Origin of the sequence: Agrobacterium sp. P15N1-A, from assembly GCF_044626815.1 — a bacterium.
In the GTDB taxonomy this organism is placed as follows: Bacteria; Pseudomonadota; Alphaproteobacteria; order Rhizobiales; family Rhizobiaceae; genus Agrobacterium; species Agrobacterium leguminum.
The window spans coordinates 25,913-51,334 of record NZ_JBIUPF010000002.1; the positions used below are offsets into that span (position 1 = coordinate 25,913).

A 25,422-nucleotide genomic window follows, 5' to 3' on the forward strand; every position below is an offset into this window, starting at 1 on the left:
AAAATCCGATGCGCAAGAAAATCCAGAGTGGCGGAAACGATTCCCTTTATCCGCCGCTCCAATCGTTCCGCCAGTTGATTTTCCGGGGTTACCATGTCCATTCCCTTTCCATCCGCCCCTGCGGATAAGGAAGTGCTCGAAAACGCAGGTCTTTTTTCACCGAAATTCGACGCTCACGGCCTCGTCACCGCCGTTGTCACCGATGCCCGTGATGGCGAGCTGCTGATGGTCGCCCATATGAATGCGCAAGCCCTGTCGCTGACGCTGGAGACCGGCATCGCCCACTATTACAGCCGTTCGCGCGACAAGATCTGGAAGAAGGGCGAAACGTCAGGCAATCTGCAGACGGTGAAGGAATTCCGCACCGATTGCGATCAGGACGCCGTATGGCTGAAGGTCTCCGTCGCCGGCCATGACGCGACCTGCCACACCGGTCGCCGCTCCTGTTTTTATCGCACGGTCGAACTCTCCGAGGGCCAGGCGGTGACGAAGATCACCGACGATACCCGCCATTTCGATCCGGCGACCACCTATTCCGCAACTTGAACGGCCACCTTCCATCGGCCGCACCAATTTGCTACCAATATAGCGGGTTCCGGGGATAGGACGGAGCCTGACGGAACTGGCAGGGAGTGCGGTCATGTTGGGATGGGGAAATCGTCACAATCATCTTGCGGCAGGAAATCCCGAAGCCACCGGCAATGAGCCGCCCGTCACCCAGATCGTCGACAAACACCGGATAGCGCTCGCCCTTGGCGGCGGTGCGGCCCGCGGCTGGGCCCATATCGGCGTTCTGCGGGCGCTGGATGAGGCCGGCGTGAAGATCGGCATGATCGCCGGCACCTCGATCGGCGCACTGGTGGGCGGTTGTTATCTCGCCGGCAAGCTCGATGAGCTGGAGGAATTCGCCCGTTCGCTGACGATGCGCCGCATTGCCGGCCTGCTCGATCTGACAATCGGCGGCGGCGGCCTTTTTGGCGGCATGCGGCTGACGAAGCGCATGCAGGAGCATCTCGAAGGTCTGCGCGTCGAAGATCTCGACCATCCCTTCATTGCCGTCGCCACGGAGCTGCGCACCGGCCACGAGGTCTGGATCCATCAGGGCGACCTCGTCACCGCGCTGCGTTCATCCTATGCCCTGCCCGGCATTTTCGAACCCGTGCAGTGCAACGGCCGCACGCTGATTGACGGCGCGCTCGTCAATCCCGTGCCGGTTTCCGTCTGCCGCGCCTATGAGCAGGCGCTGGTCGTCGCGGTCAATCTGAATTACGACCTCTTCGGCCGCTCCGCCGTGGTCAAGCACGCCGCCTCGCCATCGCATGGCGGCGTAGCACCGGCTGTGGAAAGCCCGCCGCGTCCCGGCCTGCCGGGCGTCATGGTGCAGGCCTTCAACATCATCCAGGACCGGATTTCACGCTCGCGCCTGGCGGGCGATCCTCCCGACCTGATGATGCACCCCCGCATCAACGATATCGGCCTCTCGGAATTCCACCGCGCCAGCGAAGCCATCGACCGGGGATATGAGGAAACACGTTCCCGCATTCCGGAGCTTGAGCGCATGCAGCAGGCGTTCCGGCGCTAGCGCCCTGCTTTAAAGCACGAAACGGATAGATGAAACGCCCAGCCGTGGTGAGACCATGTATTGGTATATCTCAATCCTGCCCCCGACCGACGAAAACACACTGTACGACACGAATCGATTGATCGGGTTTCTGGAAGAACAACCTGAACTCAAACGCGCAAACGATGTCACCTTTGCGTCGGCGGAGGGTCAGCCGTGGATCGACATCACCATCGTGAAAGGAACGGCCGATGGCAACTGGTCAAGCAGCGGCGAATTGATTTCACAGTTCAATCGGGTTGAAATCGTCTGCGCCGATCATCCACAGCGAGACTTCTACGTGGAAATATCCACCAAAATAGCCGACTTTCTTCAGTGGCGATACGTGACGGAAGGCGATGTATGAGTCCCGGCCCGAGACTGAAGCTTTTCCAGCCATTGCACGCCGGGACACAAGATCATCCGGCAATATAGGCCTTGATGTGCTCCGCTTCGGCTTCGATCTCGCCAATCCGCGCCTTTACCACGTCACCGATGGAAATGATGCCGGCAAGGCGGCCGTTCTCTTCAACCGGCACATGCCTGAAGCGCCCGCCCGTCATGATTTCCATCAACTCATCGGTGGTGGAATTGTGATGACAGCGAATGACATTCTTGGTCATGGCCACCGACACGGATTGCTGGAGGGAAGCGGCACCCTGGCCCGCCACGGCCTTTACGAGATCGCGCTCCGTGAAAATGCCGAGAACGACGCCATCGCCATCGGTCACGACAACGGAACCGATCTTATGCGCGTGCAGCGTTCCCGCCGCCTCGCCGATGCTGACCTCAGGACCGACAGTCACGACGTCCCGGCCCTTGCGGTCGAGAAGATCCTTTACGAATGTTGGCATGCCTTCCTCCTCTTTTCAGCGATACGCAGCGCCGCAGTCTCCCCCGGCGGTTGCAAATCAGGGGATATGGTGCGCTGAGGTCGGCATGAATGCAATCCCGGATGGGACGCGCGAAAGCAAATTTGCGCCACGGCCGACAAGGAGCGTGATCGGCTCAGACCAGTCGTCGATCGAAAAGCCCGAAGAACAGGAAGCCGAGCAGAAAGCCGAAGACATGCGCATCCCAGGCGATTTCACCGCCGACATCGCCGAAAAGCGGCACGCCGACCGCGATCAGCACATTGCCGAACAGCCACATCAGCGTGAAGATCAGCACGGTGCGGTTGGAAAGCGCCCCAAGAATGCTCTGCCGCGGCATAAGATGGCCGAAGGAGGCGCTATATCCGCCACGTGCCGGGAAAGCGAAGCGACAGGCCGCCCCCATCAGCGCCGAAACGACACCGGACGCCCCGATCAGCACCGTCACATCGCCCCAGTTCAGCGCCGCATGGCCGAAGGCGGAAACGGCGGCGGAAATGCACCATAACAGCACGAAGCGCACTGTTCCGATCCGGCGCAGAACCGGCGCGCCGAAGGCCATCAGCCACAATCCGTTAAAGAGAATGTGCTCGATGCCGCCATGCAGGAAAGAATAGGTCACCGGCGTCCAGAGCCATTCCAGCCCCTGCTGGGAAAACGGCACCGCATAACGCAGCGGAATGAAGCCGAAGGTGAAGATGAACCAGCCATTGCCTTCCTCTGACAGAAGATAGGCGGGAACCACATAAGCGACGATCAGCGCGGCCAGAATGCCCACCAGCAGCGACGGCAGGTTGAAGACGGGATTGTTCGTGTCGTCTTTCGGCTCCGGCGTTTCCGAAACCGGCGGCTGTTCGCCGTCCCCGTAGGACATGATCCCATCCCTGTCTTGGTCGAATTTTGCGTTCCCCGAGCAATATAGGAAGCCCGAACGAAAAAAAAGCCGTCCCGCCTTTGAAGCGCGCGACGCCAGAACCGTAGCCGGTGAAGGCGCCGGGCCAGGGGCGGTCCGGCTTGCAGGCCCGCCGTAAATGAACAGGCGACGCCATCGAATTGTGCTGACGGAGCTTTCCCCGACATGGCCGTTCCGATGCCACGACCGCCGCCGTCATTCAATATCAACCCTTTGTTAACCTTAACAAATCCGCTTGGCACGAAAATCGCTACACCTCCAGATACAGACGTTCGGATGGACATGATGTCCCAAAAACGAACATGGAGAGATGCTATGAAGAGCATGGCCGGACTGGACATATATGCCTATTGGGATGAACTGCGCGGCAAGCGATCGGCCCCGCGGCGCGAGGACATCGATCCCGCAAAGCTGAAACATCACCTTGGCGATCTTTTTATCCTCACGGACAAGGGAGAGAACACCCCGTTCTTCCGCCTTGCCGGTACTCGTCTTTGCGACCTGTTCGGCCGGGAATTGCGGGATCGCCCGTTTTCGGAATTGTGGCAGCCGGCAAATGCCGTCTTCCCCTGCCGCGTCGCGCGCGGCATCCTGCACCACCAGTTGCCCGTGGTCTTCGATGTCGAAGCGGAGGACGGCTATGGCGCGGCACCGCTGGCGTTCGAAATGCTGCTCCTGCCGCTGCGCACCGATCCCGACGCCGCCCCAAGGTTGCTCGGGGCGCTGCTTGCGGAGCGGCCGAGACACGAATTCGCCGCGCCCATCCAGTGCCTGTCCATGAAAAGCAGCCGCCTGCTGCGCCTGGACATCGCGCCGGAAGGGTATCCGCTGAACAAGGGGGCCGAGGATACACCGCGCGCCGAAAGCTGCTGACGGACCTGTTCCAACGCTCTCCGCTCCTCCGGGAGAGGTCCGGCAGCACCGGAATTTCAAAAAAATACGTCAGAACTGTAACGATATTGCCGATCAGAAAAATTGTAGAGATTAAACAATACAGTCTGTTAACTCGCGCAGGGTAGAAACTTACCGTCATCATTCATTACAATTGCGCTGCCCATGTTTTCGTCCCGTTCGGTCAACACCGCCCAAATCCTGCGTCCGGTTGAGGAAGCTCATCTCGACGACGCCGTCCGCGTGTCCTTCACCGGCCGCCTGATGTTGCCCGACCATGAAGAATATGATTGCACCGCGACCGAGATGACCGCCGAAAGAGCGCAGTTCACCTGCTCGGGCATTGCCCGCCACGGCGACCGCGTCATCGCCTATCTCCAGCATATCGGCCGCATCGAAGGCACGGTGACATCGCTCACCGCATCGGGCTTCCTCATCGCCATCAACGCGCCGGAGCGCAAGCGAGAAAAACTCGCCGCGCAGCTCGCCTGGATCGCCAAGCGTCAATTGCTCGGACTGCCGGAAGACCGTCGCCACGATCGCCTGACGCCGCGCAATGCGAGAGCCCAGCTCGTTCTGGAAGACGGCGTGCTCGTCGCCTGCCGGCTGATCGACCTTTCCCTGTCGGGCGCGGCAATCGAGATCGAAAACCGGCCGCCGCTCGGAAGCCGGGTCCAGCTCGGCAAGAACATGAGCGGCAAGATCGTGCGCCACTTCATGGAGGGCGTCGCCGTCGAATTCGACCGCGTCCAGTCGCCCGACGCACTGATCGAATTTCTCTAAGCAGTTCCACCCGGACACGGCAGGTTTTACGCCTGCAAGAATGCCTGCGGCATTTTTGGCGCGTTTTGCGCTCGCCCCAATCGCATCATTGCGAAGATTCCCGGATGGCGTCTTGGCAAGCTGTGCCCTGTCTTCCGCCATATCGGGTTCACCAGCCGCTCCTGGCGTCAGGTGCTTTATTCTCACTTCTCGCTACCGAACTTCCATTTTCATGCCCTGACGCCTAGGCATGCGGCGGGCTGTCCTGGATCCACCATAGTCGGTAAAGAGGATGGGCGCGGCGGAACATGTTGCGCCCTTGGCCAGATCATCAACGGCACGAAAATCGCTCCGCAAAACTTTTTCCAGAAAAAATGCGTTTTTTTTGAAGTTTTTTTGTCGCTTTTTCCGGCCTGTCCCAGCCTGAAACAGCCATCCCAAAACGGGAAATCCACCTCTTCGCCACGCGCCGCAAGCCAGCCGCGCGCAACCACGAAAGCCGCAGGACGCGGAAAACCGCTGTCAATACAGTAGTCTAGATGGCTACCAAAAGCCTAAAGCCAGGATGCGTAAAATTGTAATAAAATTTGCTTCAAACACGCATAAAAACTAGTTCGAATACAGTTCAAAACAACGGCTAATTTGCTGAAATTTAAGCTCAAATTGCGCTTCGCAAATTTCCGCCGGGTCAAAATATACCTGCGAATGTCTCCTCACCACGGGGAGACAAGCAATGAACAAGAACAACCGTTTCGTTTTCACTCTGATCGCATTCATCGTCAGCGCCTTCGCGCATCAGGCAAGCGCCTCGCCGGCCGCCGTCATGCGCGTCATCGGCAAGGCCAATCCGCCGATCGGCCACTATGAATTCTGCCAGACCTATCAGAGCGAATGCCAGCCAACCTCGCTGGACAACGGCCCGATGAAGCTGACCGAAGAGCGCTGGAAGACGATGCTCGACGTCAACTACACCGTCAACACCACCATCACGCCGATGACCGACATGGAAATCTATGGCGTCGAAGAACGCTGGGCCTATCCCACCACGGTCGGCGATTGCGAAGACTTCGTGCTCCTGAAGCGCAAGATGCTGATGAACAAGGGCTTCTCCGCCTCCAACCTCTTGATCACCGTGGTTCTGCAGCCGAATGGTGAAGGCCATGCCGTTCTGACCGTCCGCACCGATCGTGGCGATTTCGTTCTCGACAACATGCGCAACAAGGTCATGAACTGGTCGGAAACCGAATATACCTACCTGAAGCGCCAGGACACCGCCAATCCCGGCCGCTGGGTCAAAATTCAGGATGGCCGCGCCACCAATGCGGTCGGCGGCATCAACTAACCGCACGACCGACCCGTCTCCCCAAATGAAAAAGCCGGCTCCGAAAGGATGCCGGCTTTTTCATATTCAAATCCGTTAAGCGTCAGAGCAGCCCAAGCTCCGCCAGTTCCCGCCTGAGATCGGAAGGCATATCCTCGCCGCCCGTGCCGCCGCCGAAATCGCGGGGCGCCTCGTCGTCCTTCAGGTAACGCCAGCCCTGAAACGGGCGCTTCGGCGCAGGTGAGGTTTCGATGACCTCCGGGCCGAGAATGAGATCGCAGCGGGAGATACCGTCTTCGCCCTTGAAGGAGCGGATATCGAGAAGTTTCTGCCGCGCCTGAACCTGCCCCTTGATGACCCAGTAGAGCGAACCGCCCTCGAGCAATTCCTCGACACGTTTCGGGATCATGCGGGTGGTGTGGACGCTATGCGGCTCGAGGCCCGCGGCAATTGCAGTCAGAGCACGATGCGCGACCCAGTCTCTCAAGTCCTGGATTGAATCCGCGCCGACGCAAAGTTTGATGAGATGTAAAGGCATGGTTCTATCAATGCCTTTTTGCGGCGGGCGTCAAGCATGGCAACCATGCCTGACGCCCTGCCCGCTCAGCACTCCACAACGTTCACGGCAAGGCCGCCGGTGGAAGTTTCCTTGTATTTCTCGCTCATGTCGTTGCCGGTCTGGCGCATGGTCTCGATACAGGCATCGAGCGGCACGAAATGCTGGCCGTCGCCCTTCAGCGCCAGCGAGGCCGCCGTCACCGCTTTCACCGCTCCCATGGCATTACGTTCGATGCACGGCACCTGCACAAGCCCGGCAATCGGATCGCAGGTCATGCCGAGATGATGCTCGAGCGCGATCTCGGCGGCATTTTCCACCTGTTCCGGCGATCCGCCCATAACCGCGGCAAGGCCTGCCGCCGCCATGGCGGAAGCCGAGCCCACCTCGCCCTGACAGCCCACTTCCGCGCCTGAAATCGAGGCATTGTGCTTGATGATGCCGCCGATGGCGGCCGCCGTCAGCAAAAAGTCGCGCACGTCATCGACGCTCGCATCCTCATGGAAATGCCGGAAATATCTGACGGTGGCCGGAACGACGCCTGCCGCACCGTTGGTCGGCGCGGTCACCACGCGGCCGCCGGCGGCGTTTTCCTCGTTCACCGCCATGGCGTAGACGCTCAACCAGTCATTGGCCATGACGGGGTTCAGCCGGTTGCTGCGCCATTCCGCATTCAGCTTCTCGTAAATGGAACGGGCGCGGCGGCGCACCTTCAGGCCGCCAGGCATGATGCCGTCCACTTTCAGACCGCGCTCGATACAGCCGTTCATCGCTTCCCAGATCTGGTCGAGACGCTCGTTCAGCTCCTCGCGGGAAACCACCGTCTCCTCGTTGGCCCGCTTCATCTGGGCGATGGTGCGGCCGGAACGGGCCGCCATATCCAGCATCTCCCGCGCGGTGGCGAAGGGATAAGGCACGCGCGGACCGTTATCGATGGTCTTGCCGCGCTGCTTGATCGCCTCCAGCTCCGTATCGGTCACGACGAACCCGCCGCCGACGGAATAATAGATGCGCTTGATGAGCAGCCTGCCCTGATTGTCGAAGGCGGAAAAGGTCATGCCGTTGGCATGGCCTGGCAGCGGGTTCTTCTTGTCGAAGACCAGATCTTCGGCCGGGCGGAACACATAGGACGGATGGCCGGGCGGCGTCACGGCGCCGGCCTTTTCCACCGTCTCGATGATGGCGTCCATCGCATCGGGGTCGACAATATCCGGCCGTTCGCCGGTGAGGCCGAGAATGACGGCACGCCCGGTACCGTGGCCGATGCCGGTAAAGGCGAGAGAGCCATGCAGGCTGACCTTCAGTTGCGCAACGGCCGCACCTGCCGGCCGCGGCCACTCATCGCTGAGGATCAGCGCCAGAAAGCGGTTGGCTGCCGTCATCGGCCCCATCGTATGGGAGCTCGAAGGACCGATACCGATCTTGAAGACGTCAAAGACCGAAAGAAACATGAAGTTCGCCTTGAATAAGAATGGATTCCACCACCATCATATCCAAAGCCGAAACGGATCGCCACAAAAGAGCGTCAGCGGTTTGCGCAGCTGCGACATAATTGCCTTCAAACGAAAACAGCACGGTTTCCAAAGGAAAACCGCGCCGTTTCAAAACCCGTCATTCAGGAGAGATGCTTATGGGCTGCCAAAAATGTACGTCAATGCGAGAAAAGCGGCAAAGCCTGCAAGTGCGCGCAAGGTGACGCCCCAGCAGGATTTCTGAGCGGTTTCTTCCATGATTACTCCAGCTATTCACTCTCCGGGGGATCTTCAAGACCCGGCCCGTTGAGGCAAGCATTTATTAAAATCCGGCGGCGAAGGCAAATGCAAAAAGCGGCTAAATGAAGGCGTTTTCGACAGGCTGCCATTCGCCCCGTGCATAGGTATGTGAAAAAACAAGGTGTTAGCGTGAGGCCCGCATAAGCGCCATTTTGGGCTTCGCCGCAATTTAGGCTAAAGTGTAACCGTTATTTAAAGCTTTCCTACAAACACCTGTTGAAAACCTTGGCCGCCGACACGGCAAAGTCGAATTTATTCCACAGTCGCCGCGCCTTGAAAGCACAACACCTCTGCTTTATCGACGACGGATAACGACAACGGGACTCATTTCATGCAGCAGGCATCCTCTTTTCCCGATCGCGAAACGGTCGCTTCGAAACTGACTTCGCTTGCAAGCGAGGACAAGGCATGGGTGTCGTTGCTGATGGAAAACGCCTTGCAGGATGAAAACCTGCTGGCCGGCCTCAATCTATATCTCGACCAGCAGGCCAGTGCCCGCTTCCTCAACAGCCTGAAACTGGAAGCCGCTGGTGAATGGCTCGGCACCAACGCCCCTGCCCGCCTGCAGATTCGCCTCGCGGAAACAGCCAAAACCAGCCAGCACCCCGCTTATCTGGCCTTCCGCAAAGGGTTGACGGCATCCGCGGGTCTTGAAAAAGCCTATCCCAAAGCGCCGATCTGATCTTCCGGCTGGAGCATGGGAGCGGCATTTCGGGCGAAAACCTGCTCTAGCTGTTAGCTTTCAGAAGGTTGTCCATTGGCAACGGACCGGAGGTGCGTGGGGCTCTACCCCCCTCTGTCCTGCCGGACATCTCCCCCTCAAGGGGGGAGATCGGCAAGCGGCATTGTCACCGCTTCATTCGCCGACGTTGAGATGGGCGAGACCTTGCCGCAGATCGATCTCCCCCCTTGAGGGGGAGATGTCCGGCAGGACAGAGGGGGGTAAAGCCCCACACACCCTTGACCCGTTGCCAATGGACAACTTCCTGAAAGCGAACACCTAATCCGGCACCCTGTCGACAACGGCGATGATCGGCCCCATCGGAAACAGCGAGTCCCGCCTTTTCATCGCGGGAATATCGACGCTGGATATGGTGCCGTCGAGATAGAGCGCATTCGGCGCGTCCAGCACATCCCTGAACAGCGTGGCGAAATCGTAAAAGCGCACGGTATTTTCCGAAATGGCGAAATGCACCATGCCATCGCGGGAAACGCCGACGCCGTTGCGCCGCTTCAGGCTGTCGCTATCGGGCAGAAAGCGCGGATGCAGTTTGCCATCGATGACGAGCATCGGCCCGGATTGCGTGGCGAAGTCCGGTTTCACGCCGGCCGCCAGATAGGCCTGCGTTTCCAGCACGCCGGCCGCAGTCCCCTTCAGATAAAACACGCCATTGGGCAGAAGATGAAAATTGCCCCAGCCGCCGCCGGTGCTGATCGGCGAGCGTTCGATGCCATTTTCGATAAAGAGCCCGACGGGGGAATAGTCCGAATGGTACATGCCGCCATTCATGGCAAAGACGCTGAACATGTGCTGCCGCCACAGCGCCGAGGAGAGAGCGGCAAAGGAGCCATATCCCTGGCCGGAGACATGATCGCGGTCGTAAATACGGATGGTGCTTTTTGCCGGATCGAAACTGCAGACGGTATAACGACCGCCCGCATGGTCCATGATCCTGCAGAAATCCGCCTGCCCGCCGGCCTGAGCCGAAAACGGCAACAGCAATGGCAACAGTAGCTTGGCCAGTCTTTTCATCGATCCGTTCATGCCCGCCCCGTGATTCTCGTTCGGGCACATTCGCAGGAAAATTCGGACAAAGAAAAGGCGTCACCCGTGTTTCAGGATGACGCCGGACCTTTAAGGGGAGATGTCGTCAGCGACGTGCGGCGCGGTCCACATTGCGGCCGGCATCCTGCGTCGCGTCGACGGCGTTCGCCGTGTCCCGACCCATGCCGCGAATGGTGTTACCGCAGGAGCTCAGGGTGACAACGGTCAACAAAGCCACGAAAACGGTCGAAAGAATGCGTGTGATCATGTGAAACTACTCCCCTATGACTTGCCGTCCAAAGGCAAGTACCGATGTGATATGCGTCACAATAACGTGAGTCCCAAAAATCCGTTCCAGCGGCATTTCAAAAAATCCTGTCGATGAAAATTAACATGGTTTTGAAGTTCACGCGTGAAACTCGGCGTCTGGATCATGGCTTAGGAAAATCCCGTGGGTGATATGACTGACATCAACAATCGGCTTCTGGTGATGACGGCGGGCGGGGTGAACCCCAATGTCATGATCAATGCGCTGGCGGCCCGATTTCCCGACATCCATGTTTTCATGGAGCAGCCGGAAAGCAAGTCGGTCATTCTCAGGCGGCGCGCGCGAAGGCTCGGCTGGATAGTCGCTGCGGGCCAGATGGCGACGATGATCGCCTCGCGGCTCGGCAAACGCTTCACGGTTCGCAGAAGCGAGGCGATCATCGCCGAACACGGCCTTTCTCCCGATCTCCATCACAGCCTCCCCGTCACCCAATTCGCCTCGCTCAACGATGAGGAATGCCGCAAGGCCGCCAGTCTGCTGAAACCGGCGGCGATCTTCACCATTTCCTGCCGCCTGCTGACGCCGACCACGCTTCAGGCCCTGCAATGCCCGGTCATCAATTTCCACGCCGGCATCAACCCCGCCTATCGTGGGCAGATGGGCGGATACTGGGCGCTGGTGGAAAAAGACCGCGGCAATTTCGGCGCGACCGTGCATCTGGTCGACAAGGGCGTGGATACCGGCGCCACGCTCTACGAGAAGCGGCTGAAACCGTCCCCTTCCGACACGATCGCCACCTATCCGCTGCTTTTGACCGCCGCTTCGGTGGATATCGCCGTCAGCGCCATCGAGGACGCCCTTTCCGGCAGCCTTGCGCCGCAGCCGCCCTCACCCGGCAAATCGGTACTGCGCTTCCCGCCGACCATCTGGACATGGCTTTGGAACGGCCTGACGAAACGGATCTGGTGAAGCCGCGCGTCAGGGATTGGGGACGAGCTTCGTCGCAGATGCAAGCCTGTCTTGCCGCAACAGGCACAGACTTCGCCGCAAAATAGGTGCATGATAATAAAAAGGATCACGCACAAATTGCCCGATATTTCCGTCGCTTCCATCATTCCCGCCTCCATCGAAGCCTCGCCCGCGCAGGTGCTTGGCTCGACCGACCTTGCCGGTCTCTTTCCGCAGGGTGTGCGCGTCTATCTCACCGACACTGGAGCGGCCTCGCAGGAAAGGGTCGTCGAAGCCGCAGGACATTTGCGCGACCTCGGTTACGAGCCGGTGCCGCATCTTGCAGCGCGGCGCATCCCCTCCCGCGCAGCGTTTGAGGAACAGGTAAAACGGCTTGCCGGAGAAGCGGGCGTAACCGATGTTCTGGTTGTCGGCGGCGGCGTCGACCGGCCGGTCGGTCCCTTCGCATCCAGCATGGACATGCTGTCCACCGGCATTTTCGACCGTTGCGGCATAAGACAGATCGCCATCGCCGGCCACCCGGAAGGCAGCCCCGACTTCAACGACGACACGGCGATGGCCGCACTCAGGCTGAAACGTGATTTTGCCGAAAGAAGCGATGCCGCAATGCGCATCGTCACCCAGTTCGGTTTCGATCCCGCGCGTTTCATCGCCTGGGCGGAAGGGTTAGCGGCGTCAGGCATCGAGCTTCCGGTGCATATCGGCGTTTCCGGCCCGGCCAAGATCACGACGCTTCTGAAATATGCCGCGCTCTGCGGCGTCGGCAATTCCATCGCCTATCTCAAGAAGAACGCGCTTTCGCTGACGACGCTTGCCAAGGGGCACTCACCGGAAAGCATCGTCGGGCCGATCGAGCGGCACTGGCAGGCCAATCCGCAAGGGCCGATACGGCAAATTCACGTCTTCCCCTTCGGCGGATTGCAGAATTCGGCTGACTGGCTGGTCAAACGCGGAAGCTGGCAAACCGGTGCGGTGGACCGTTCGGCATCGCCGGATTCAATGGCGGGCTAGAGCATTTCCAGGAAAAGTGGAACCCGGTTTTCCGTCCGGAAATGCCCCAAAACAAAGAGTCAGAGTGTTTTCGCGATTCGAAGAAAAGCGAAAAAACTCTGAAAACCGCCGTTCTGGAGGCGCGACGGGCCACGGCCGCCGCGCACTGCCAATATCTCACGCCGCCTTGGCGACTTCGACAAAAGCGTTTCGAATGCTTTCAGCCACGGCAAGAACAGGGCGGGACGCCTTGTCACCCATGATCAGGCGGATATCGAAACAGCCGAGTTCCGGCAGGCCCTCCTTGTCGCCCAGAATGACCATGTCGTTCTGTACATAGGATCGCGGCAGCGGCGCGATGGCGAGATCGGCGGCAATCGCCGCGCGCTGCGCCATGGTATGGCCGCTGAGATAGGCCACGCGGAAATTGCGGCCGCGCTTTTCCAGCGAATGGATCGCTTCCGAGCGCCAGATGCAGCCCTCTTCCCAGATCGAGATCGGCAGCGGATCGCGCAGATAGGCGGTACCGCATTTGGCGCCCGCCCAGACGAGGCGCTCACGCATCAGCACCTCGCCCGTATCCCGAAGGGGATGGGAGGCGCAGTTGACGAGGGCAAGATCGAGCCTTTGCTCATCCATGCGCTTATAGAGATTGGAGCTGGAATCGATGGTGACATCGATCATGATGCCGGGGAAAGCTTCGGCAAAACGCTTGAGAATGCCCGGCAGCAGGCCACGCTCGCCAATATCCTCCGGCGCGCCGAGACGGACGACGCCGGAAAGCTCCGGCATGACGAAACGCGATACGGCCTCGTTGGAGAGCGCGATCATGCGCCGCGCATAGGTCAGAAGCGTCTCCCCATGCGCCGTCAATGTCACCGAGCGGGCATCGCGCAGGAAAAGCGTCGTTTTCAACTGCTCTTCAAGCTTCTTGATCTGCATGGAAACGGCAGAGGGCGTTCGGAACACCACTTCCGCGGCGGTGGAGAAATTTCCCGTTTCCGCGATGGCGACGAAGGTTCTCAATATGTCGTTATCCAGCAACGGCAGCGGTTGGCGGAAAGTCACGGTCATGGCACGCACCTTCAAATATTTTGATTTATAGATGGATATCATTTCGTTTGATTGAATGTCAACAAGCGCGCACCATCCGGGACATCGATTGACGGGGCGGATTTGGCCTCGTCGGCAAGCGCATACCGAAGTCGCAAACAGGATCGTGGTTCAGGAAAGGATCAAGACATGACCATGATACATTATCTCCCCGTGGCGAACCGTTCCTCGCACCGTCCGTCATCCAGCGGCTGGCTTCATCGCCTGTCTGACCATGTTGCCGCCCGTTACGCCGCATGGCGTCGCGCAAAAATGCTTCGCGCACTGGAGGCATTGCCGCCTGAAACATTGAAGGATATCGGATGGCCGACGACGGACAACAGCCGCATAAACGTCATCCGCAGATGACGTTCAACCGGTGGCTCGCAACGTTTCGAGACGTGCGAGCCATCCCTGCCCGCCCTTCGAATGGAAGGACAAGGGCGCAAAATAGCCTGCCTGTTTTACATGCGACACGCCGCCTTTTTTAAAGGCTTGTCGCAAAATTTGCATATTTCAAAAGCGATTTTTTGACAGCCCCGATTCCACGGCGTATTTTTCGTTAAAGATGTCGTAGACAGGACATCCAGAAGACCAATTCCAAGGGAGGAATTGCGTATTCGCAACGGAGCACGGGCAAATGAGCAGAAACTCCCAGAAGAAGCGCTCAATCGTCTTTTTTCTCATTCCGCAATTTACCATGCTGCCATTCGCCGCAGCGGTTGAAACGCTTCGCATCGCCAACCGAATGTTGGGCTATCAGGCCTATGAGTGGCGCCTCTCCTCGCTCGATGGCCAGAAGGTCATGTCGTCAAGCGGCATCTGTCTTGAGCCCGACACCTGTCTTGCCGATGAGCGGCGCTACGTCAACGGCGAAAACCGCCCGGAAATGGCGATCATCTGTTCGGGCATCGATGTGGATCAACACATCAACAAATCCGTCAATGCCTGGCTGCGCGAAGCCTATAATCGCGGCATCGCCATCGGCAGCCTCTGTACCGCCGCCCATATTCTCGCACAGGCGGGCCTTTTGAACGGCAAGCGCTGCGCGATCCACTGGGAAAACCTGCCCGGTTTTTCCGAAGCCTTCCCGCAGGTGGAAGTCTACGCGGACCTCTTCGAAGTCGACAGCAACATCTATACCTGCGCCGGCGGCACGGCCTCACTCGACATGATGCTGAGCCTGATCGGCCAGGATTTCGGCGAAAACCTTGTCAACCGCGTCTGCGAACAGCAATTGACCGACCGGGTGCGCAGCCCCAACGACCGCCAGCGCCTGCCGCTGCGCGCCCGTCTCGGCGTACAGAACAGCAAGGTCCTGTCGATCATCGAATTGATGGAAGGCAATCTCGCCGAACCGCTGTCGCTGCTCGACATCGCCGATGCCGCCGATCTGTCGCGCCGGCAGGTGGAGCGCCTCTTCCGCCAGGAAATGGGCCGCTCGCCCGCCCGCTATTATCTCGAAATCCGCCTCGACCGCGCCCGCCACCTGCTGGTGCAATCGGCCATGCCGGTTGTCGAAGTCGCCGTCGCCTGCGGTTTCGTCTCCGCCTCGCATTTTTCCAAGTGTTATCGCGAAATCTACAATCGCACGCCGCAGCAGGAACGCGCCGAGCGCAAGCTCCTGATCAGCGCCTCGCGAATGGCGATGGCGAGCCAGGCAGGCAAGGCCGCGCATTGAATGCGGGCTGAATGCCGCAAACGCAACGGACTTGTTTCAGGGATAAACCTCTCCTCCGTCATGCCGGACTTGATCCGGCATCCAGTCACGGCGCGTCTGCGCCGTGAGAAGAGTCTATTGCGATCAGAACTTGATCGCGCTAGGCCCCGGATCCAGTCCGGGGTGACCGAGTGCGGATGATGGAACTTTGCTAAACCCCCGAATCTGTCAGCGGCTAGCAAACACAATCAGACCAATTCACCCAAACGGCCGGACCGCATGGGCAAGGTCCTCCGCCGTCAAGCCGTCTCCCGCCCGGTGGCCCGCCTCGCCATGCAGCCAGACCCCGGCCGCAGCCGCCTCGAAGGCGGGAGCTCCCTGCGCCAGCAGCGCGCCGATGATACCGGCCAGCACGTCCCCTGATCCAGCCGTCGCAAGGCTCGCGGGAGCATTGGTGTTGACCAGCGCCCACCCATCCGGCGCGGCAATCACCGTGTCCGCGCCCTTATAGACCAGCACGGCGCCGCTGCGGGCCGAGGCGGCCTGCGCCTTCTCGATCTTGCTCAGCATCCTGTCGGCGGCAAGATCGGGAAAAAGTCGCGCAAACTCGCCCTCATGCGGCGTCAGCACGAATTTGCCCGTGCCTGACGTGACAAGCCCAAACAGGGCCTCCTTATGATCCCTGAAAGCCGTGATCGCATCGGCATCCAGCACCACAGCCCTGTCTCCAAGCAGGGACACGAATTGCCGCGCCTTTTCGAGGTCGCCGAAACCCGGGCCGAGAACGAAGGTGCCATGACGCCCATCGTCCAGCCACGACTGCAGATCGTCGGCATCGTCCACCGGTGCGTTCATCACCGCCGTCAGCGTAACGGACAGCACGTCGAGCGCTTGCCTCGGCGCAGCGATGGTGACGATCCCCGCCCCCGCCTTCAGTGCCGAAAGCGCGGTCATGCGGCTTGCGCCCGTCGCATGGGCCGGGCCGGAAAAAACGGTCAGATGCCCGCGACGGAATTTATGGGTTTCCATATCGGCATGAGGCAAGGCATCCCGCCAGATCAGAGGGCTATTTTCCGCCACCGATCCCGCATGGGCATCAAGGATGCGGGACGGAATGCCGATATCGAACACCTCGAGCTTTCCACAAAGCTCTCGCCCCGGCATCAGCACATGACCCGGCTTGCGCGCCATGAAGGTCACCGTCCGCTCGGCCCTGAACGATGCGCCGAGAGGCACGCCCCGCCTGCCGCAGAGACCCGAGGGCAGGTCGACGGCGAGAACCGGCACCTTCGCCCGCGTGACCGCCTCGATCACTCGAATAAGCTCCTGCGGAACATCGCGGGACAGTCCGGCCCCGAACACCGCATCGATCACCACGTCGCCGGCAATAGGGGAATACCCGTCAAGCGGCAGCGGCGTCACGCCGCTCCGCTCGAATGCCGTCCGTGCATCGCCCCTGAGCGCACCGACATCGCCGAGATGATGAACCGCAACGACCGCCCCGCTCTGCAAAAGCGCCCGCGCCGCCACATAACCATCGCCGCCATTGTTGCCGCCACCACAGAGCACGACGAAACGCTGCGCCCGCGGATAGTGACGCAGCACCGAGGCCGCAACCGCCTGCCCCGCCCGCTCCATCAGGTCATAAAGAGGAATGCCGGATTGCCCGGCCGCCGCATCGATGCGGGCCATGACAACAGGATCGATCAGGAAGAGGCGCGGAAGGGATTTCATGTCCCGATCATCCCTTCAAAACGCCGGAAAGGCAATCGATACAAAAATAAGCAAATAGCCATGTCTAAATAATAGACAAATGCATAAAATATAAACAAACAGCCATTGCTCCGCTCGCACTTTTCCAAATATTCAAAAAAACTAAAATAATACAAATTCACAGAAATGCTGATGGATTTTTCGGGTTTCCGCGAGAAATTGGCTGGAAAAGCGCAAAAAGCGAATGCATTTTGTGTCGGAAAGCCGGGGGATCGAAGTTTTTTCTTCAAGCCCGCTTCCGATCTGGCACAATACGTGCATTCTTGTGGCAGAGCGGGAGTTACCTGCTTTAACGGGAGAAGCGGAGAGATATTTTCTCATGAAAAAGATCGAAGCGATCATTAAGCCTTTCAAGCTCGATGAAGTGAAGGAAGCCCTTCAGGAAGTCGGACTTCAGGGAATCACGGTCACGGAAGCAAAAGGCTTTGGTCGTCAGAAGGGCCACACGGAACTCTACCGCGGAGCGGAGTACGTCGTGGACTTTTTGCCGAAAGTGAAAGTCGAAGTCGTATTGGCGGATGAGAATGCGGAAGCCGTCATCGAGGCGATCCGCAATGCGGCGCAGACAGGACGTATCGGCGACGGAAAGATTTTCGTTTCCAATGTCGAGGAAGTCATCCGCATCCGTACCGGTGAAACAGGCGTGGACGCCATATAATCAAGAACGTCCCGAGCCGGGGAGGCTTGGGTTTTCACCTCGTCATCATCACACTCAAGGAAAACGTTTAAATGACGACCGCAAACGATATCTTGAAGCAGATCAAGGATAACGACATCAAGTTCGTGGACCTGCGCTTTACCGACCCCAAGGGCAAGCTGCAGCACGTCACCATGGATGTTGTCTGTGTGGACGAAGACATGTTCGCCGATGGCGTCATGTTCGACGGCTCCTCGATCGCCGGCTGGAAGGCCATCAACGAGTCCGACATGGTGCTGATGCCCGATCCGGCTACCGCCCACATCGACCCGTTCTTCGCCCAGTCCACCCTGGTCGTCCTTTGCGACATTCTCGACCCGGTCTCGGGCGAAGCCTATAACCGCGACCCGCGCGGCACCGCCAAGAAGGCCGAAGCCTACCTCAAGGCATCCGGCATCGGCGACACCGTTTTTGTCGGCCCCGAGCCTGAATTCTTTGTCTTCGACGACGTGAAGTACAAGGCAGACCCCTACAATACCGGTTTCAAGCTGGATTCGTCCGAACTGCCGTCCAACGACGACACGGATTACGAGACCGGCAACCTCGGCCATCGTCCGCGCGTCAAGGGCGGCTACTTCCCGGTTCCGCCGATCGACAGCCTGCAGGACATGCGCTCCGAAATGCTGACGGTTCTGGCCGAAATGGGCGTCGTTGTTGAAAAGCACCACCACGAAGTGGCTGCCGCACAGCACGAGCTGGGTGTGAAGTTCGACACGCTGGTATCCAGCGCCGACAAGATGCAGATCTACAAGTACGTCGTGCACCAGGTCGCCAATGCCTATGGCAAGACGGCAACCTTCATGCCGAAGCCGATCTTCGGCGACAACGGCTCGGGCATGCACGTTCACCAGTCGATCTGGAAGGGCGGCAAGCCGACCTTCGCAGGCGACGAATATGCCGGCCTCTCCGAGACCTGCCTCTATTACATCGGCGGCATCATCAAGCATGCCAAGGCGATCAACGCCTTCACCAACCCCACCACCAACTCCTACAAGCGTCTGGTGCCGGGTTATGAAGCGCCGGTTCTGCTCGCCTACTCCGCGCGCAACCGTTCCGCCTCCTGCCGTATTCCCTTCGGCTCCAACCCGAAGGCAAAGCGCGTCGAAGTCCGCTTCCCGGACCCGACCCAGAACCCCTATCTCGGTTTTGCGGCCATGCTGATGGCCGGCCTCGACGGCATCAAGAACAAGATCCACCCCGGCAAGCCGATGGACAAGGACCTTTACGACCTTCCCGCCAAGGAACTGAAGAAGATCCCGACCGTCTGCGGCTCGCTGCGCGAAGCGCTGGAAAGCCTCGACAAGGATCGCAAGTTCCTGACCGCCGGCGGCGTATTCGACGACGACCAGATCGACTCGTTCATCGAGCTGAAGATGCAGGAAGTCATGCGTTTCGAAATGACCCCGCATCCGGTCGAATTCGACATGTACTACTCGGCCTAAGTCGTAATCCGGACGCTCTGCAGGGTGTCCACTCCAGTCTGGCGGCCTCTCCGGAGGCCGCCGTTTTCTTTTGAAGCCCAGCCATATCGCGAACGATGTCGAACAAGCCAGCCTCTCAGCAAACCCGCCTTACGGACTGGCTCATCTTTCTGGCTGTGCCGTTCTTTTTCTCCAGCAACGTCATTTTCGGTCGCGGCGTCGTCGGTGAGGTCTCACCCTTCATCGCCGCCTTCATCCGCTGGATCGGCTCGACCCTCATCATCGCACCTTTCATGATCGCCGACTGGCGCAACTGCCTGGCGTTCCTGCGCCACAAAACGCTGCTGTGGCTCGTTCTCGGCATTCTCGGCATGGGCATCTGCGGCGGCGTGGTCTATTGGGGGCTGACCATGACGACGGCCGCCAACGGCACGCTGATCTACACCACGTCCTCGCTGTTCATCATCCTGTTCCAGCGCATCTTCCAGGGCCGCCGCATCAGAAAGCTCGAAGTCGCGGGCATGGTCATCGCCTTTGCCGGCGTGGCGGCCATCGTGCTCAAGGGTGATATGTCCGCTCTCTGGCACATGAATTTCAACATCGGCGATTTCGCCATACTGACTGCGGCCATCGCCTTTGCGATCTATTCGCTGCTGCTGCGCGATCCGGAAGCACGGCAGATGGCCTCCTTCAGCCTTTTCGGCCTGATTGCGCTGTCCGGCGCGCTGGTGCTGCTGCCGCCAGCAGCCCTCGAACTGGTGCAGGGCGGAATGCTGCCGGCCACGCCGATGGCCTGGGCGAAGATCGGTGGCATCATTCTTTTCGCCTCGCTGCTGGCCTTTTATTGCTTCACCCATACGGTGCGCGTTTTCGGCCCGGCCACAGCCGGCATCACGCTTTATATGATGCCGCCGGTCTCGATCATCATGGCAACGTTTTTCCTTGGGGAGAGCTTCGAGACCTATCACGCCATCGGCATCGTGCTGGTCACCGGCGGTGTGGTCATCGCCACCGCGCCAATCGGCCGAAGGGCCTGAGCGAAGAACGGCAATTGGGCGGGATACCCCCTAGCCCTTGATATTTCGCATTCCGCCCCCAACTATTAGTGGGAAAGGAAGTACATGCCATGAAACAAAGAAACGCAAAATTCACGCTTGGCGAAATCGTCCGCCACAAGGTGTTTCCGTTCCGCGGTGTGGTGATCGACGTGGACCCGGAATATGCCAATACCGAGGAATGGTGGAACGCCATCCCTGCGGAAATCAGGCCGGATCGCGACCAGCCCTTCTATCATCTTCTGGCCGAAAACGAGGAGACGGAATATGTCGCCTATGTTTCCGAACAGAACCTCGTCCACGACGAAAACGAGACGCCGCTTAGAAACCCCAATATCGGCCGCATCTTCGACAAGGCGCCGAACGGCGAATGGCGCCCGAAAATGTCGACGGCGCATTGACGCCCGCCAAATTTCTTCCCTCCCTCCCAGGGGCATAAAAAAACCGGTCTGTCGCCAGACCGGTTTTCCTGTTTTTGGAGCTTACGCTGTAATCAGGGCTTCGGCGCGCCCTTGGCAGCGTCCTGTGCGGCTTCCAGCTTCTTGCGGGCTTCTTCAGCCTTCTTCTGCATGCCTTCCTGCAGGCTGCGCTGGCTTTCGGCAAGCTGCGACTGGGTGATCGCCGGGCCGTCATAGGCGCCGGTGAAGCCGGAGAGTGCGATCTTGATGGGGTTCGGCGCGCGGCGGAAGTTGATGGAGGTGAAGACCACCTCGCTACCCTTCTTCAGGGAAGCGATCATGGCGTCCGTCAGCGGCACTTCGGCCGTGCACTTGTCGGGAAGGCAAACGGCGTAATCGAGCTTCTGGCCCTTGCCGCCGTCGATCTGCATCATCACGCCCGGAGGAACGAGACGCGCGGTCGGAACGGAGACCTGCAGCAGCTTGCGGTTGACCTTGCCTTCAACGGTGATGAGGCCGACGGCGGTGATCATCTGGCCGTTCTGGGCAAGAACCACGTTCTGCACGACGCAGACATCGTTGTCTTCCTGCTTGGAGCAGGTCTTGAACCAGCCGAGCGGCGGAGCGCCGGCGCCCTGGGCGGCGGGAGCAGCATCCTGTGCCTGCGAGATGGCCGGAGCGGACATTGCGCCGAGAGAAAGGACCAGAGCGGACAGAGCCGTCCGAGTGAATGTGTTTGCCTTGTGCATCATAAGAGTTCCGTCTCCTGAATGTCTGCCAGAACAGAACCGCAAGATCCTGTTCGCCGATGGCGGTATCCTTCTGCCCGTTCAACTGTCGTTTAAATGAGGCAAATGCGTGACCCGTCTCTTCCGGTCCCCCTGTTACATGCCGATCGCGGCGATATCCAGCACTTCTTTAACTTTTTCTTGAGCTGACCCAAGATTTCCCGCCGTTGCATGGGTCATGCAATGTCCGTGTGCTACATATCTGCCAGAATCATGACGATAAACCGGTCAGGTCCACATATCGGACTGACCGTTGAGACAGGATAGTGACATGCGCAACCTTGCGGCCCTCATCCCCGCATTGTTCCTTCTGGGATCATCCCTGCTTCCCGCCGGAACCGCCCTGGCACAGCCGCTTCACGGCATTTCCATGCATGGCACCCCCGCCCTGCCGGCAGATTTCCGCCACCTCCCTTACGTCAATCCCGACGTGAAGAAAGGCGGCCGCATCTCCTATGGCGTCGTCGGCACCTTCGACAGCCTCAATCCCTTCGTTCTCAAGGGAATGCGCACCACCGCACGCGGTGTCTGGGACCCGGAATTCGGCAATCTTCTCTACGAACCGCTGATGCTGCGCTCCAGCGACGAGCCTTTCAGCCTTTACGGCCTGCTGGCCGAAACCGCGGAGTGGGATGAGGAACGCAGCTTCGTCCAGTTCAACCTCAACCCGAAGGCAAAATGGTCCGACGGCGAGCCGGTGACCGCAGATGACGTCATCTTCACCTTCAACCTCCTGAAGGAAAAAGGCCGCCCGCCCTTCAACACCCGTCTGGACGGCGTGGCGAAGCTGGAAAAGATCGGCGATCGCAGCGTGCGTTTCACCTTCAATGACAAGGCGAACCGCGAAACGCCGCTCATTCTCGCCTCCTCCACCCCGATTCTCCCGAAACATGCGATCGATCCGGAAAAATTCGAGCAGGCGGGCCTCGGCCCGGTCGTCGGCTCGGGTCCATACCGAATCAAAACCCTGCGGCCGGGCGAACGAATCATCTGGGAGCGGAACCCGGATTATTGGGGCAAGGATACTCCGGGCAAGGTCGGCTTCGACAATTACGACGAGATCAGCGTCACCTATTTCCTTCAGGTCACCACCATGTTCGAGGCCTTCAAGAAGGGCGATATCGACATTTACCCTGAAGGCGACGCCATCAACGGCACTTCCGATACCTCCCACTGGGGACAGGCTTACAATTTCCCGGCCGTCCATCGCGGCGATATCGTCAAGGACGTCTTCCAGCCGCGCCTGCCCACCGGCATGTTCGGCCTCGTTTTCAACACCCGCCGCGCCGTCTTCGCCGACGAAAAGGTGCGCGAAGGCCTGTCCTATGCGCTCGATTTCGAATGGATGAACAAGAACATCCTCGGCGGCTCCTTCAAGCGCACACAGAGTTACTGGCAGAACTCCCCGCTCGGCGCCTATGGCAATGCCGCAGACGAGCGCGAGCTTGCCCTGCTTGGCGACGCGGCGAAAACCATGCCGCCGGAACTGCTGGCGGGAACCTATGCCATGCCGACCACCGATAGCACCGGCGCAGACCGCAAGGTTCTGAAAATGGCCGTCGACAAGCTGAAAGAGGCTGGCTACAGCATCAAGAACGGCAGGATGTCCGACGCCAACGGCCGTCAGCTTGCCTTCGAAATCATGACCCAGAACCCGGCGCAGGAGCGCATCGCGCTCGCCTATCAGCGTTCGCTCAACCTGATCGGCGTCGCCATGGGCATCCGCTCGGTCGATGACGGGCAATATCAGGCCCGCTCCAACAGCTTCGACTATGATATGATCATCCGCTCCCTGCCCTCCTCGCTTTCGCCGGGGATGGAACAGCTCAACCGCTGGAGTTCGCTCTCGCGGGATGCGCAGGGCAGCTTCAACTATGCGGGCGCTGCAAATCCCGATATAGACCGCATGATCGAGGCCCTGCTGCAGGCAAGGTCGACGGAGGATTTTCAGGCGGCGGTGCGCGGTTACGACCGCCTTCTCGTTGCCGGCCACTATGTCATTCCGCTCTATTACATCGGCGCGCAATGGGTGGCCCGCTGGAAATATATCGACCGCCCGGATATGACGCCGATATCCGGCAATCAGAAACAGACCTGGTGGGATGCGCGGGCGCAATAAACCGTACCGCACCCATCCCCGGCAGAGAAAAGGGAAGATAAAACCATGGAACGCATCGTTATCGACGTCGTATCGGATATGGTCTGCCCGTGGTGTTATCTCGGCAAGGCAAGGCTCGATCTCGCCATTGCCGAGGTGCAGGACGAAATCAGCGTCGACGTGAACTGGCGTCCTTACCGCCTCAACCCGGATTATCCGCCTGAAGGCGTCGACCAGAAAGCCGCTCTCGAGGAAAAGCTCGGCAAGGAACGCCTGGAACAGGCGCATGCCACGCTGGTGCAGCTCGGCAGGGAAGTGGGCATCAATTACGATTTCGATGCGATCAAGATCGGCCCGAACACGCTCGACGCCCATCGACTGTCTCTCTGGGCGCATTCCGAAGGCCGCGACGTTCAGGAAAAAGTCGTCACCGCCCTGTTCAAGGCCAATTTCGAGGAAGGGCGCAACATCGGCGATCACGCGGTGCTGACCGATGTGGCCGAAAAATCCGGCATGGACGCCAAGGTCGTGGCGCGGCTTCTGGCCTCGGACGCCGACAAAGATACCGTCGTTGCCGAAATTGATGCGGCGCAGCAAATGGGCGTCGCCGGCGTGCCCTTCTTCATCATCGACCAGAAATACGCCATTAGCGGTGCACAAACGCCGGATGTATTGATTGCTGCACTGCGGGATATTGCAAAAATCAAGGCGGACGAGCATAGATCGATGAACTGACGGTCAAACCGCCGGCGGTTTTCATCAACTCGATTTTTCGCCGGTGTTTCCGTGTCCGACCAGACCCTGAAAGGCATTCTGCTCGCCTTTGCCGCCTTCGCTGCCTACGCCTGGAGCGATGCAAGCGTTAAACTCATAGAAGGCCAGATTTCGCCGATCGAATCGGCCTTCTTCGGCGCCCTTTTCGGCTTTGCCGCCCTGCCCTTCATCCGCAAGCGCAACGACCGCTGGGTGGATATCGTCAGAACGACGAACCGCCCTTTATGGATCATCCGCTTTTTTGCCGCCGGCACCGGCGCAGTCGGCAGCGTGACCGCTTTCACCCATCTTTCCATGGCGGAAGCCTTCGCGTTGATCTTCCTGCTCCCTTCCTTCGTCACCATCATGTCGGTGGTGTTCCTGAAGGAACAGGTGGGCATCAAGCGCTGGTCGGCCGTCATCATCGGTTTCCTCGGCGTGCTGGTCATCCTGCGGCCGGGCTTCCGCGACCTGGGCGTCGGCCACCTCGGCGCCATCATCGGCGGCTTCAGCGGTGCGCTCAGCATCGTCATCTTCCGCGCCATGGGACCGTCGGAAAAGAACGTCTCGCTTTATGGGGCTGGTGTGCTCGGCTGTCTCACCATAAGCGGCATCGCCATGGTGCCGACCTTCATTATGCCAGCCGGCGAGCAATGGCTGCTGCTGGCGGGATATGGTCTGCTCGGCGCGCTTGGCAACGTACTGGTCATGTATGCCGCCCAATATGCGCCCGCCGCCATGATCGGCCCAACGCAATATAGCCAGATGCTCTGGGCCATCCTGTTCGGTTACCTGATTTTCGGCGACCGTATCGACGGATGGATGCTGGTCGGCATCGCCCTCATCGTCGGCTCCGGCCTGCTGACGCTGATCCGCGAGAAACAGAGAAAAGTGCCGCTGCCCGCCTCGATCGCCGCCACCGATCAGAACGTGGCCGTCGGCATCACGCCGGAAGACGGGCGCTGAAGCCTAACGAATGCGAAGAACCGGCAACGCGTATTCGCGTCG

At 59.5% G+C, this 25,422-nt stretch carries 28 protein-coding genes; 19 read left to right on the plus strand and 9 right to left on the minus strand.

The features are described 5' to 3' along the window. The first annotated feature begins 93 nt into the window (after nucleotides 1–93). The 3 genes from hisI (at nucleotide 94) to ACIK7D_RS07990 (ending at nucleotide 1,967) form a co-directional block, all read left to right on the plus strand. Nucleotides 94–546: a phosphoribosyl-AMP cyclohydrolase gene (gene hisI, locus ACIK7D_RS07980; protein ID WP_269314784.1), complete on the plus strand. Its 453-nt coding sequence runs from the start codon at nucleotides 94–96 to the stop codon at nucleotides 544–546. A gap of 94 nt (nucleotides 547–640) precedes the next feature. Next, the gene (locus ACIK7D_RS07985) at nucleotides 641–1,582 is read left to right on the plus strand and encodes a patatin-like phospholipase family protein (RefSeq protein ID WP_080816837.1); all 942 of its coding nucleotides are present in this window, start codon (nucleotides 641–643) and stop codon (nucleotides 1,580–1,582) included. A 55-nt stretch (nucleotides 1,583–1,637) separates the two neighbouring features. After that, nucleotides 1,638–1,967 (plus strand): hypothetical protein, encoded by a 330-nt coding sequence (locus tag ACIK7D_RS07990; protein ID WP_400156043.1) that lies wholly within the window; start codon nucleotides 1,638–1,640, stop codon nucleotides 1,965–1,967. A 52-nt stretch (nucleotides 1,968–2,019) separates the two neighbouring features. Here the strand turns inward: ACIK7D_RS07990 and ACIK7D_RS07995 are convergent, their stop codons facing one another. Together ACIK7D_RS07995 and ACIK7D_RS08000 are read right to left on the minus strand one after the other, a co-directional pair. After that, entirely contained in the window at nucleotides 2,020–2,454 is a 435-nt protein-coding gene (locus tag ACIK7D_RS07995; RefSeq protein WP_080816834.1) for a CBS domain-containing protein, read from the minus strand. 154 nt (nucleotides 2,455–2,608) lie between these two features. Then, nucleotides 2,609–3,346, minus strand: coding sequence for a rhomboid family intramembrane serine protease (locus tag ACIK7D_RS08000; protein ID WP_003523400.1), 738 nt, complete (start codon nucleotides 3,344–3,346; stop codon nucleotides 2,609–2,611). 354 nt (nucleotides 3,347–3,700) lie between these two features. Here ACIK7D_RS08000 and ACIK7D_RS08005 point away from each other — a divergent pair, with 354 nt between their 5' ends. The 3 genes from ACIK7D_RS08005 (at nucleotide 3,701) to ACIK7D_RS08015 (ending at nucleotide 6,380) form a co-directional block, all read left to right on the plus strand. Continuing rightward, the gene (locus tag ACIK7D_RS08005) at nucleotides 3,701–4,258 is read left to right on the plus strand and encodes a PAS domain-containing protein (protein WP_162936632.1); all 558 of its coding nucleotides are present in this window, start codon (nucleotides 3,701–3,703) and stop codon (nucleotides 4,256–4,258) included. A 183-nt stretch (nucleotides 4,259–4,441) separates the two neighbouring features. Then, on the plus strand, nucleotides 4,442–5,059 hold the full coding sequence (locus ACIK7D_RS08010; protein WP_003508056.1) for a PilZ domain-containing protein: 618 nt from the start codon (nucleotides 4,442–4,444) through the stop codon (nucleotides 5,057–5,059). 712 nt (nucleotides 5,060–5,771) lie between these two features. Continuing rightward, the gene (locus ACIK7D_RS08015; RefSeq protein WP_035260634.1) at nucleotides 5,772–6,380 is read left to right on the plus strand and encodes a transglutaminase-like cysteine peptidase; all 609 of its coding nucleotides are present in this window, start codon (nucleotides 5,772–5,774) and stop codon (nucleotides 6,378–6,380) included. Between the two features lie 82 nt (nucleotides 6,381–6,462). On the opposite strand, the gene ACIK7D_RS08020 is transcribed toward ACIK7D_RS08015, so the two are convergent. Next, nucleotides 6,463–6,897 carry a DUF1489 family protein gene (locus tag ACIK7D_RS08020; protein WP_400156044.1) on the minus strand — a complete coding sequence of 145 codons (435 nt, stop codon included), beginning with the start codon at nucleotides 6,895–6,897 and terminating at the stop codon, nucleotides 6,463–6,465. A gap of 65 nt (nucleotides 6,898–6,962) precedes the next feature. After that, entirely contained in the window at nucleotides 6,963–8,366 is a 1,404-nt protein-coding gene (locus tag ACIK7D_RS08025; RefSeq protein WP_059760254.1) for an L-serine ammonia-lyase, read from the minus strand. Here ACIK7D_RS08025 and ACIK7D_RS08030 point away from each other — a divergent pair. Both ACIK7D_RS08030 and ACIK7D_RS08035 read left to right on the plus strand, forming a co-directional pair. Next, nucleotides 8,365–8,631 carry a hypothetical protein gene (locus ACIK7D_RS08030; protein WP_162935857.1) on the plus strand — a complete coding sequence of 89 codons (267 nt, stop codon included), beginning with the start codon at nucleotides 8,365–8,367 and terminating at the stop codon, nucleotides 8,629–8,631. The two genes, ACIK7D_RS08025 and ACIK7D_RS08030, sit on opposite strands and share 2 nt — an antisense overlap. A gap of 387 nt (nucleotides 8,632–9,018) precedes the next feature. Continuing rightward, on the plus strand, nucleotides 9,019–9,369 hold the full coding sequence (locus ACIK7D_RS08035) for a hypothetical protein (protein ID WP_080816830.1): 351 nt from the start codon (nucleotides 9,019–9,021) through the stop codon (nucleotides 9,367–9,369). A gap of 318 nt (nucleotides 9,370–9,687) precedes the next feature. Here ACIK7D_RS08035 and ACIK7D_RS08040 read toward each other — a convergent pair whose 3' ends face one another. Together ACIK7D_RS08040 and ACIK7D_RS08045 are read right to left on the minus strand one after the other, a co-directional pair. Continuing rightward, complete coding sequence (locus ACIK7D_RS08040; RefSeq protein ID WP_400156045.1) at nucleotides 9,688–10,440, minus strand: phosphodiester glycosidase family protein; 753 nt, start codon at nucleotides 10,438–10,440, stop codon at nucleotides 9,688–9,690. 118 nt (nucleotides 10,441–10,558) lie between these two features. Further along, nucleotides 10,559–10,720: an entericidin A/B family lipoprotein gene (locus ACIK7D_RS08045; protein ID WP_003495552.1), complete on the minus strand. Its 162-nt coding sequence runs from the start codon at nucleotides 10,718–10,720 to the stop codon at nucleotides 10,559–10,561. A gap of 192 nt (nucleotides 10,721–10,912) precedes the next feature. Between ACIK7D_RS08045 and ACIK7D_RS08050 the strand changes: the two genes are divergently transcribed. Both ACIK7D_RS08050 and ACIK7D_RS08055 read left to right on the plus strand, forming a co-directional pair. Beyond that, a complete protein-coding gene (locus tag ACIK7D_RS08050; protein ID WP_400156380.1) occupies nucleotides 10,913–11,689 on the plus strand; it encodes a formyl transferase in 777 nt (258 codons plus the stop codon). A gap of 90 nt (nucleotides 11,690–11,779) precedes the next feature. Further along, nucleotides 11,780–12,700, plus strand: a complete 921-nt coding sequence (locus ACIK7D_RS08055) for a methylenetetrahydrofolate reductase (protein WP_400156046.1) — start codon at nucleotides 11,780–11,782, stop codon at nucleotides 12,698–12,700. Nucleotides 12,701–12,856: 156 nt separating this feature from the next. Here ACIK7D_RS08055 and ACIK7D_RS08060 read toward each other — a convergent pair whose 3' ends face one another. After that, the gene (locus ACIK7D_RS08060) at nucleotides 12,857–13,795 is read right to left on the minus strand and encodes a LysR family transcriptional regulator (protein ID WP_020810641.1); all 939 of its coding nucleotides are present in this window, start codon (nucleotides 13,793–13,795) and stop codon (nucleotides 12,857–12,859) included. Nucleotides 13,796–13,921: 126 nt separating this feature from the next. Here ACIK7D_RS08060 and ACIK7D_RS08065 point away from each other — a divergent pair, with 126 nt between their 5' ends. After that, a complete protein-coding gene (locus ACIK7D_RS08065) occupies nucleotides 13,922–14,140 on the plus strand; it encodes a hypothetical protein (protein WP_262532934.1) in 219 nt (72 codons plus the stop codon). Nucleotides 14,141–14,411: 271 nt separating this feature from the next. Continuing rightward, complete coding sequence (locus tag ACIK7D_RS08070) at nucleotides 14,412–15,452, plus strand: GlxA family transcriptional regulator (protein ID WP_065655157.1); 1,041 nt, start codon at nucleotides 14,412–14,414, stop codon at nucleotides 15,450–15,452. A 237-nt stretch (nucleotides 15,453–15,689) separates the two neighbouring features. Here the strand turns inward: ACIK7D_RS08070 and ACIK7D_RS08075 are convergent, their stop codons facing one another. Beyond that, a complete protein-coding gene (locus ACIK7D_RS08075; protein WP_400156047.1) occupies nucleotides 15,690–17,165 on the minus strand; it encodes an NAD(P)H-hydrate dehydratase in 1,476 nt (491 codons plus the stop codon). Nucleotides 17,166–17,523: 358 nt separating this feature from the next. Here ACIK7D_RS08075 and ACIK7D_RS08080 point away from each other — a divergent pair, with 358 nt between their 5' ends. From ACIK7D_RS08080 to hspQ, 4 genes are all read left to right on the plus strand, one after another. Continuing rightward, complete coding sequence (locus ACIK7D_RS08080) at nucleotides 17,524–17,862, plus strand: P-II family nitrogen regulator (protein WP_003515720.1); 339 nt, start codon at nucleotides 17,524–17,526, stop codon at nucleotides 17,860–17,862. Between the two features lie 71 nt (nucleotides 17,863–17,933). Continuing rightward, the gene (gene glnA / locus ACIK7D_RS08085; RefSeq protein WP_003523416.1) at nucleotides 17,934–19,343 is read left to right on the plus strand and encodes a type I glutamate--ammonia ligase; all 1,410 of its coding nucleotides are present in this window, start codon (nucleotides 17,934–17,936) and stop codon (nucleotides 19,341–19,343) included. 95 nt (nucleotides 19,344–19,438) lie between these two features. Then, the gene (locus ACIK7D_RS08090) at nucleotides 19,439–20,359 is read left to right on the plus strand and encodes a DMT family transporter (protein WP_137003661.1); all 921 of its coding nucleotides are present in this window, start codon (nucleotides 19,439–19,441) and stop codon (nucleotides 20,357–20,359) included. A gap of 89 nt (nucleotides 20,360–20,448) precedes the next feature. Beyond that, nucleotides 20,449–20,778, plus strand: coding sequence for a heat shock protein HspQ (gene hspQ, locus ACIK7D_RS08095; protein WP_003523419.1), 330 nt, complete (start codon nucleotides 20,449–20,451; stop codon nucleotides 20,776–20,778). Between the two features lie 92 nt (nucleotides 20,779–20,870). On the opposite strand, the gene ACIK7D_RS08100 is transcribed toward hspQ, so the two are convergent. Then, nucleotides 20,871–21,527, minus strand: coding sequence for an invasion associated locus B family protein (locus ACIK7D_RS08100; RefSeq protein WP_003523420.1), 657 nt, complete (start codon nucleotides 21,525–21,527; stop codon nucleotides 20,871–20,873). A gap of 307 nt (nucleotides 21,528–21,834) precedes the next feature. Here ACIK7D_RS08100 and ACIK7D_RS08105 point away from each other — a divergent pair, with 307 nt between their 5' ends. Genes ACIK7D_RS08105 through ACIK7D_RS08115 form a run of 3 tightly spaced genes read left to right on the plus strand, consistent with a single transcriptional unit; the run spans nucleotide 21,835 to nucleotide 25,380 of the window. Further along, nucleotides 21,835–23,682 (plus strand): extracellular solute-binding protein, encoded by a 1,848-nt coding sequence (locus tag ACIK7D_RS08105; protein ID WP_269314790.1) that lies wholly within the window; start codon nucleotides 21,835–21,837, stop codon nucleotides 23,680–23,682. Nucleotides 23,683–23,727: 45 nt separating this feature from the next. After that, nucleotides 23,728–24,396, plus strand: a complete 669-nt coding sequence (locus ACIK7D_RS08110; RefSeq protein ID WP_262532943.1) for a DsbA family oxidoreductase — start codon at nucleotides 23,728–23,730, stop codon at nucleotides 24,394–24,396. A gap of 51 nt (nucleotides 24,397–24,447) precedes the next feature. Further along, nucleotides 24,448–25,380 (plus strand): DMT family transporter, encoded by a 933-nt coding sequence (locus tag ACIK7D_RS08115; RefSeq protein ID WP_137453098.1) that lies wholly within the window; start codon nucleotides 24,448–24,450, stop codon nucleotides 25,378–25,380. The last annotated feature ends 42 nt before the right edge of the window (nucleotides 25,381–25,422 follow it).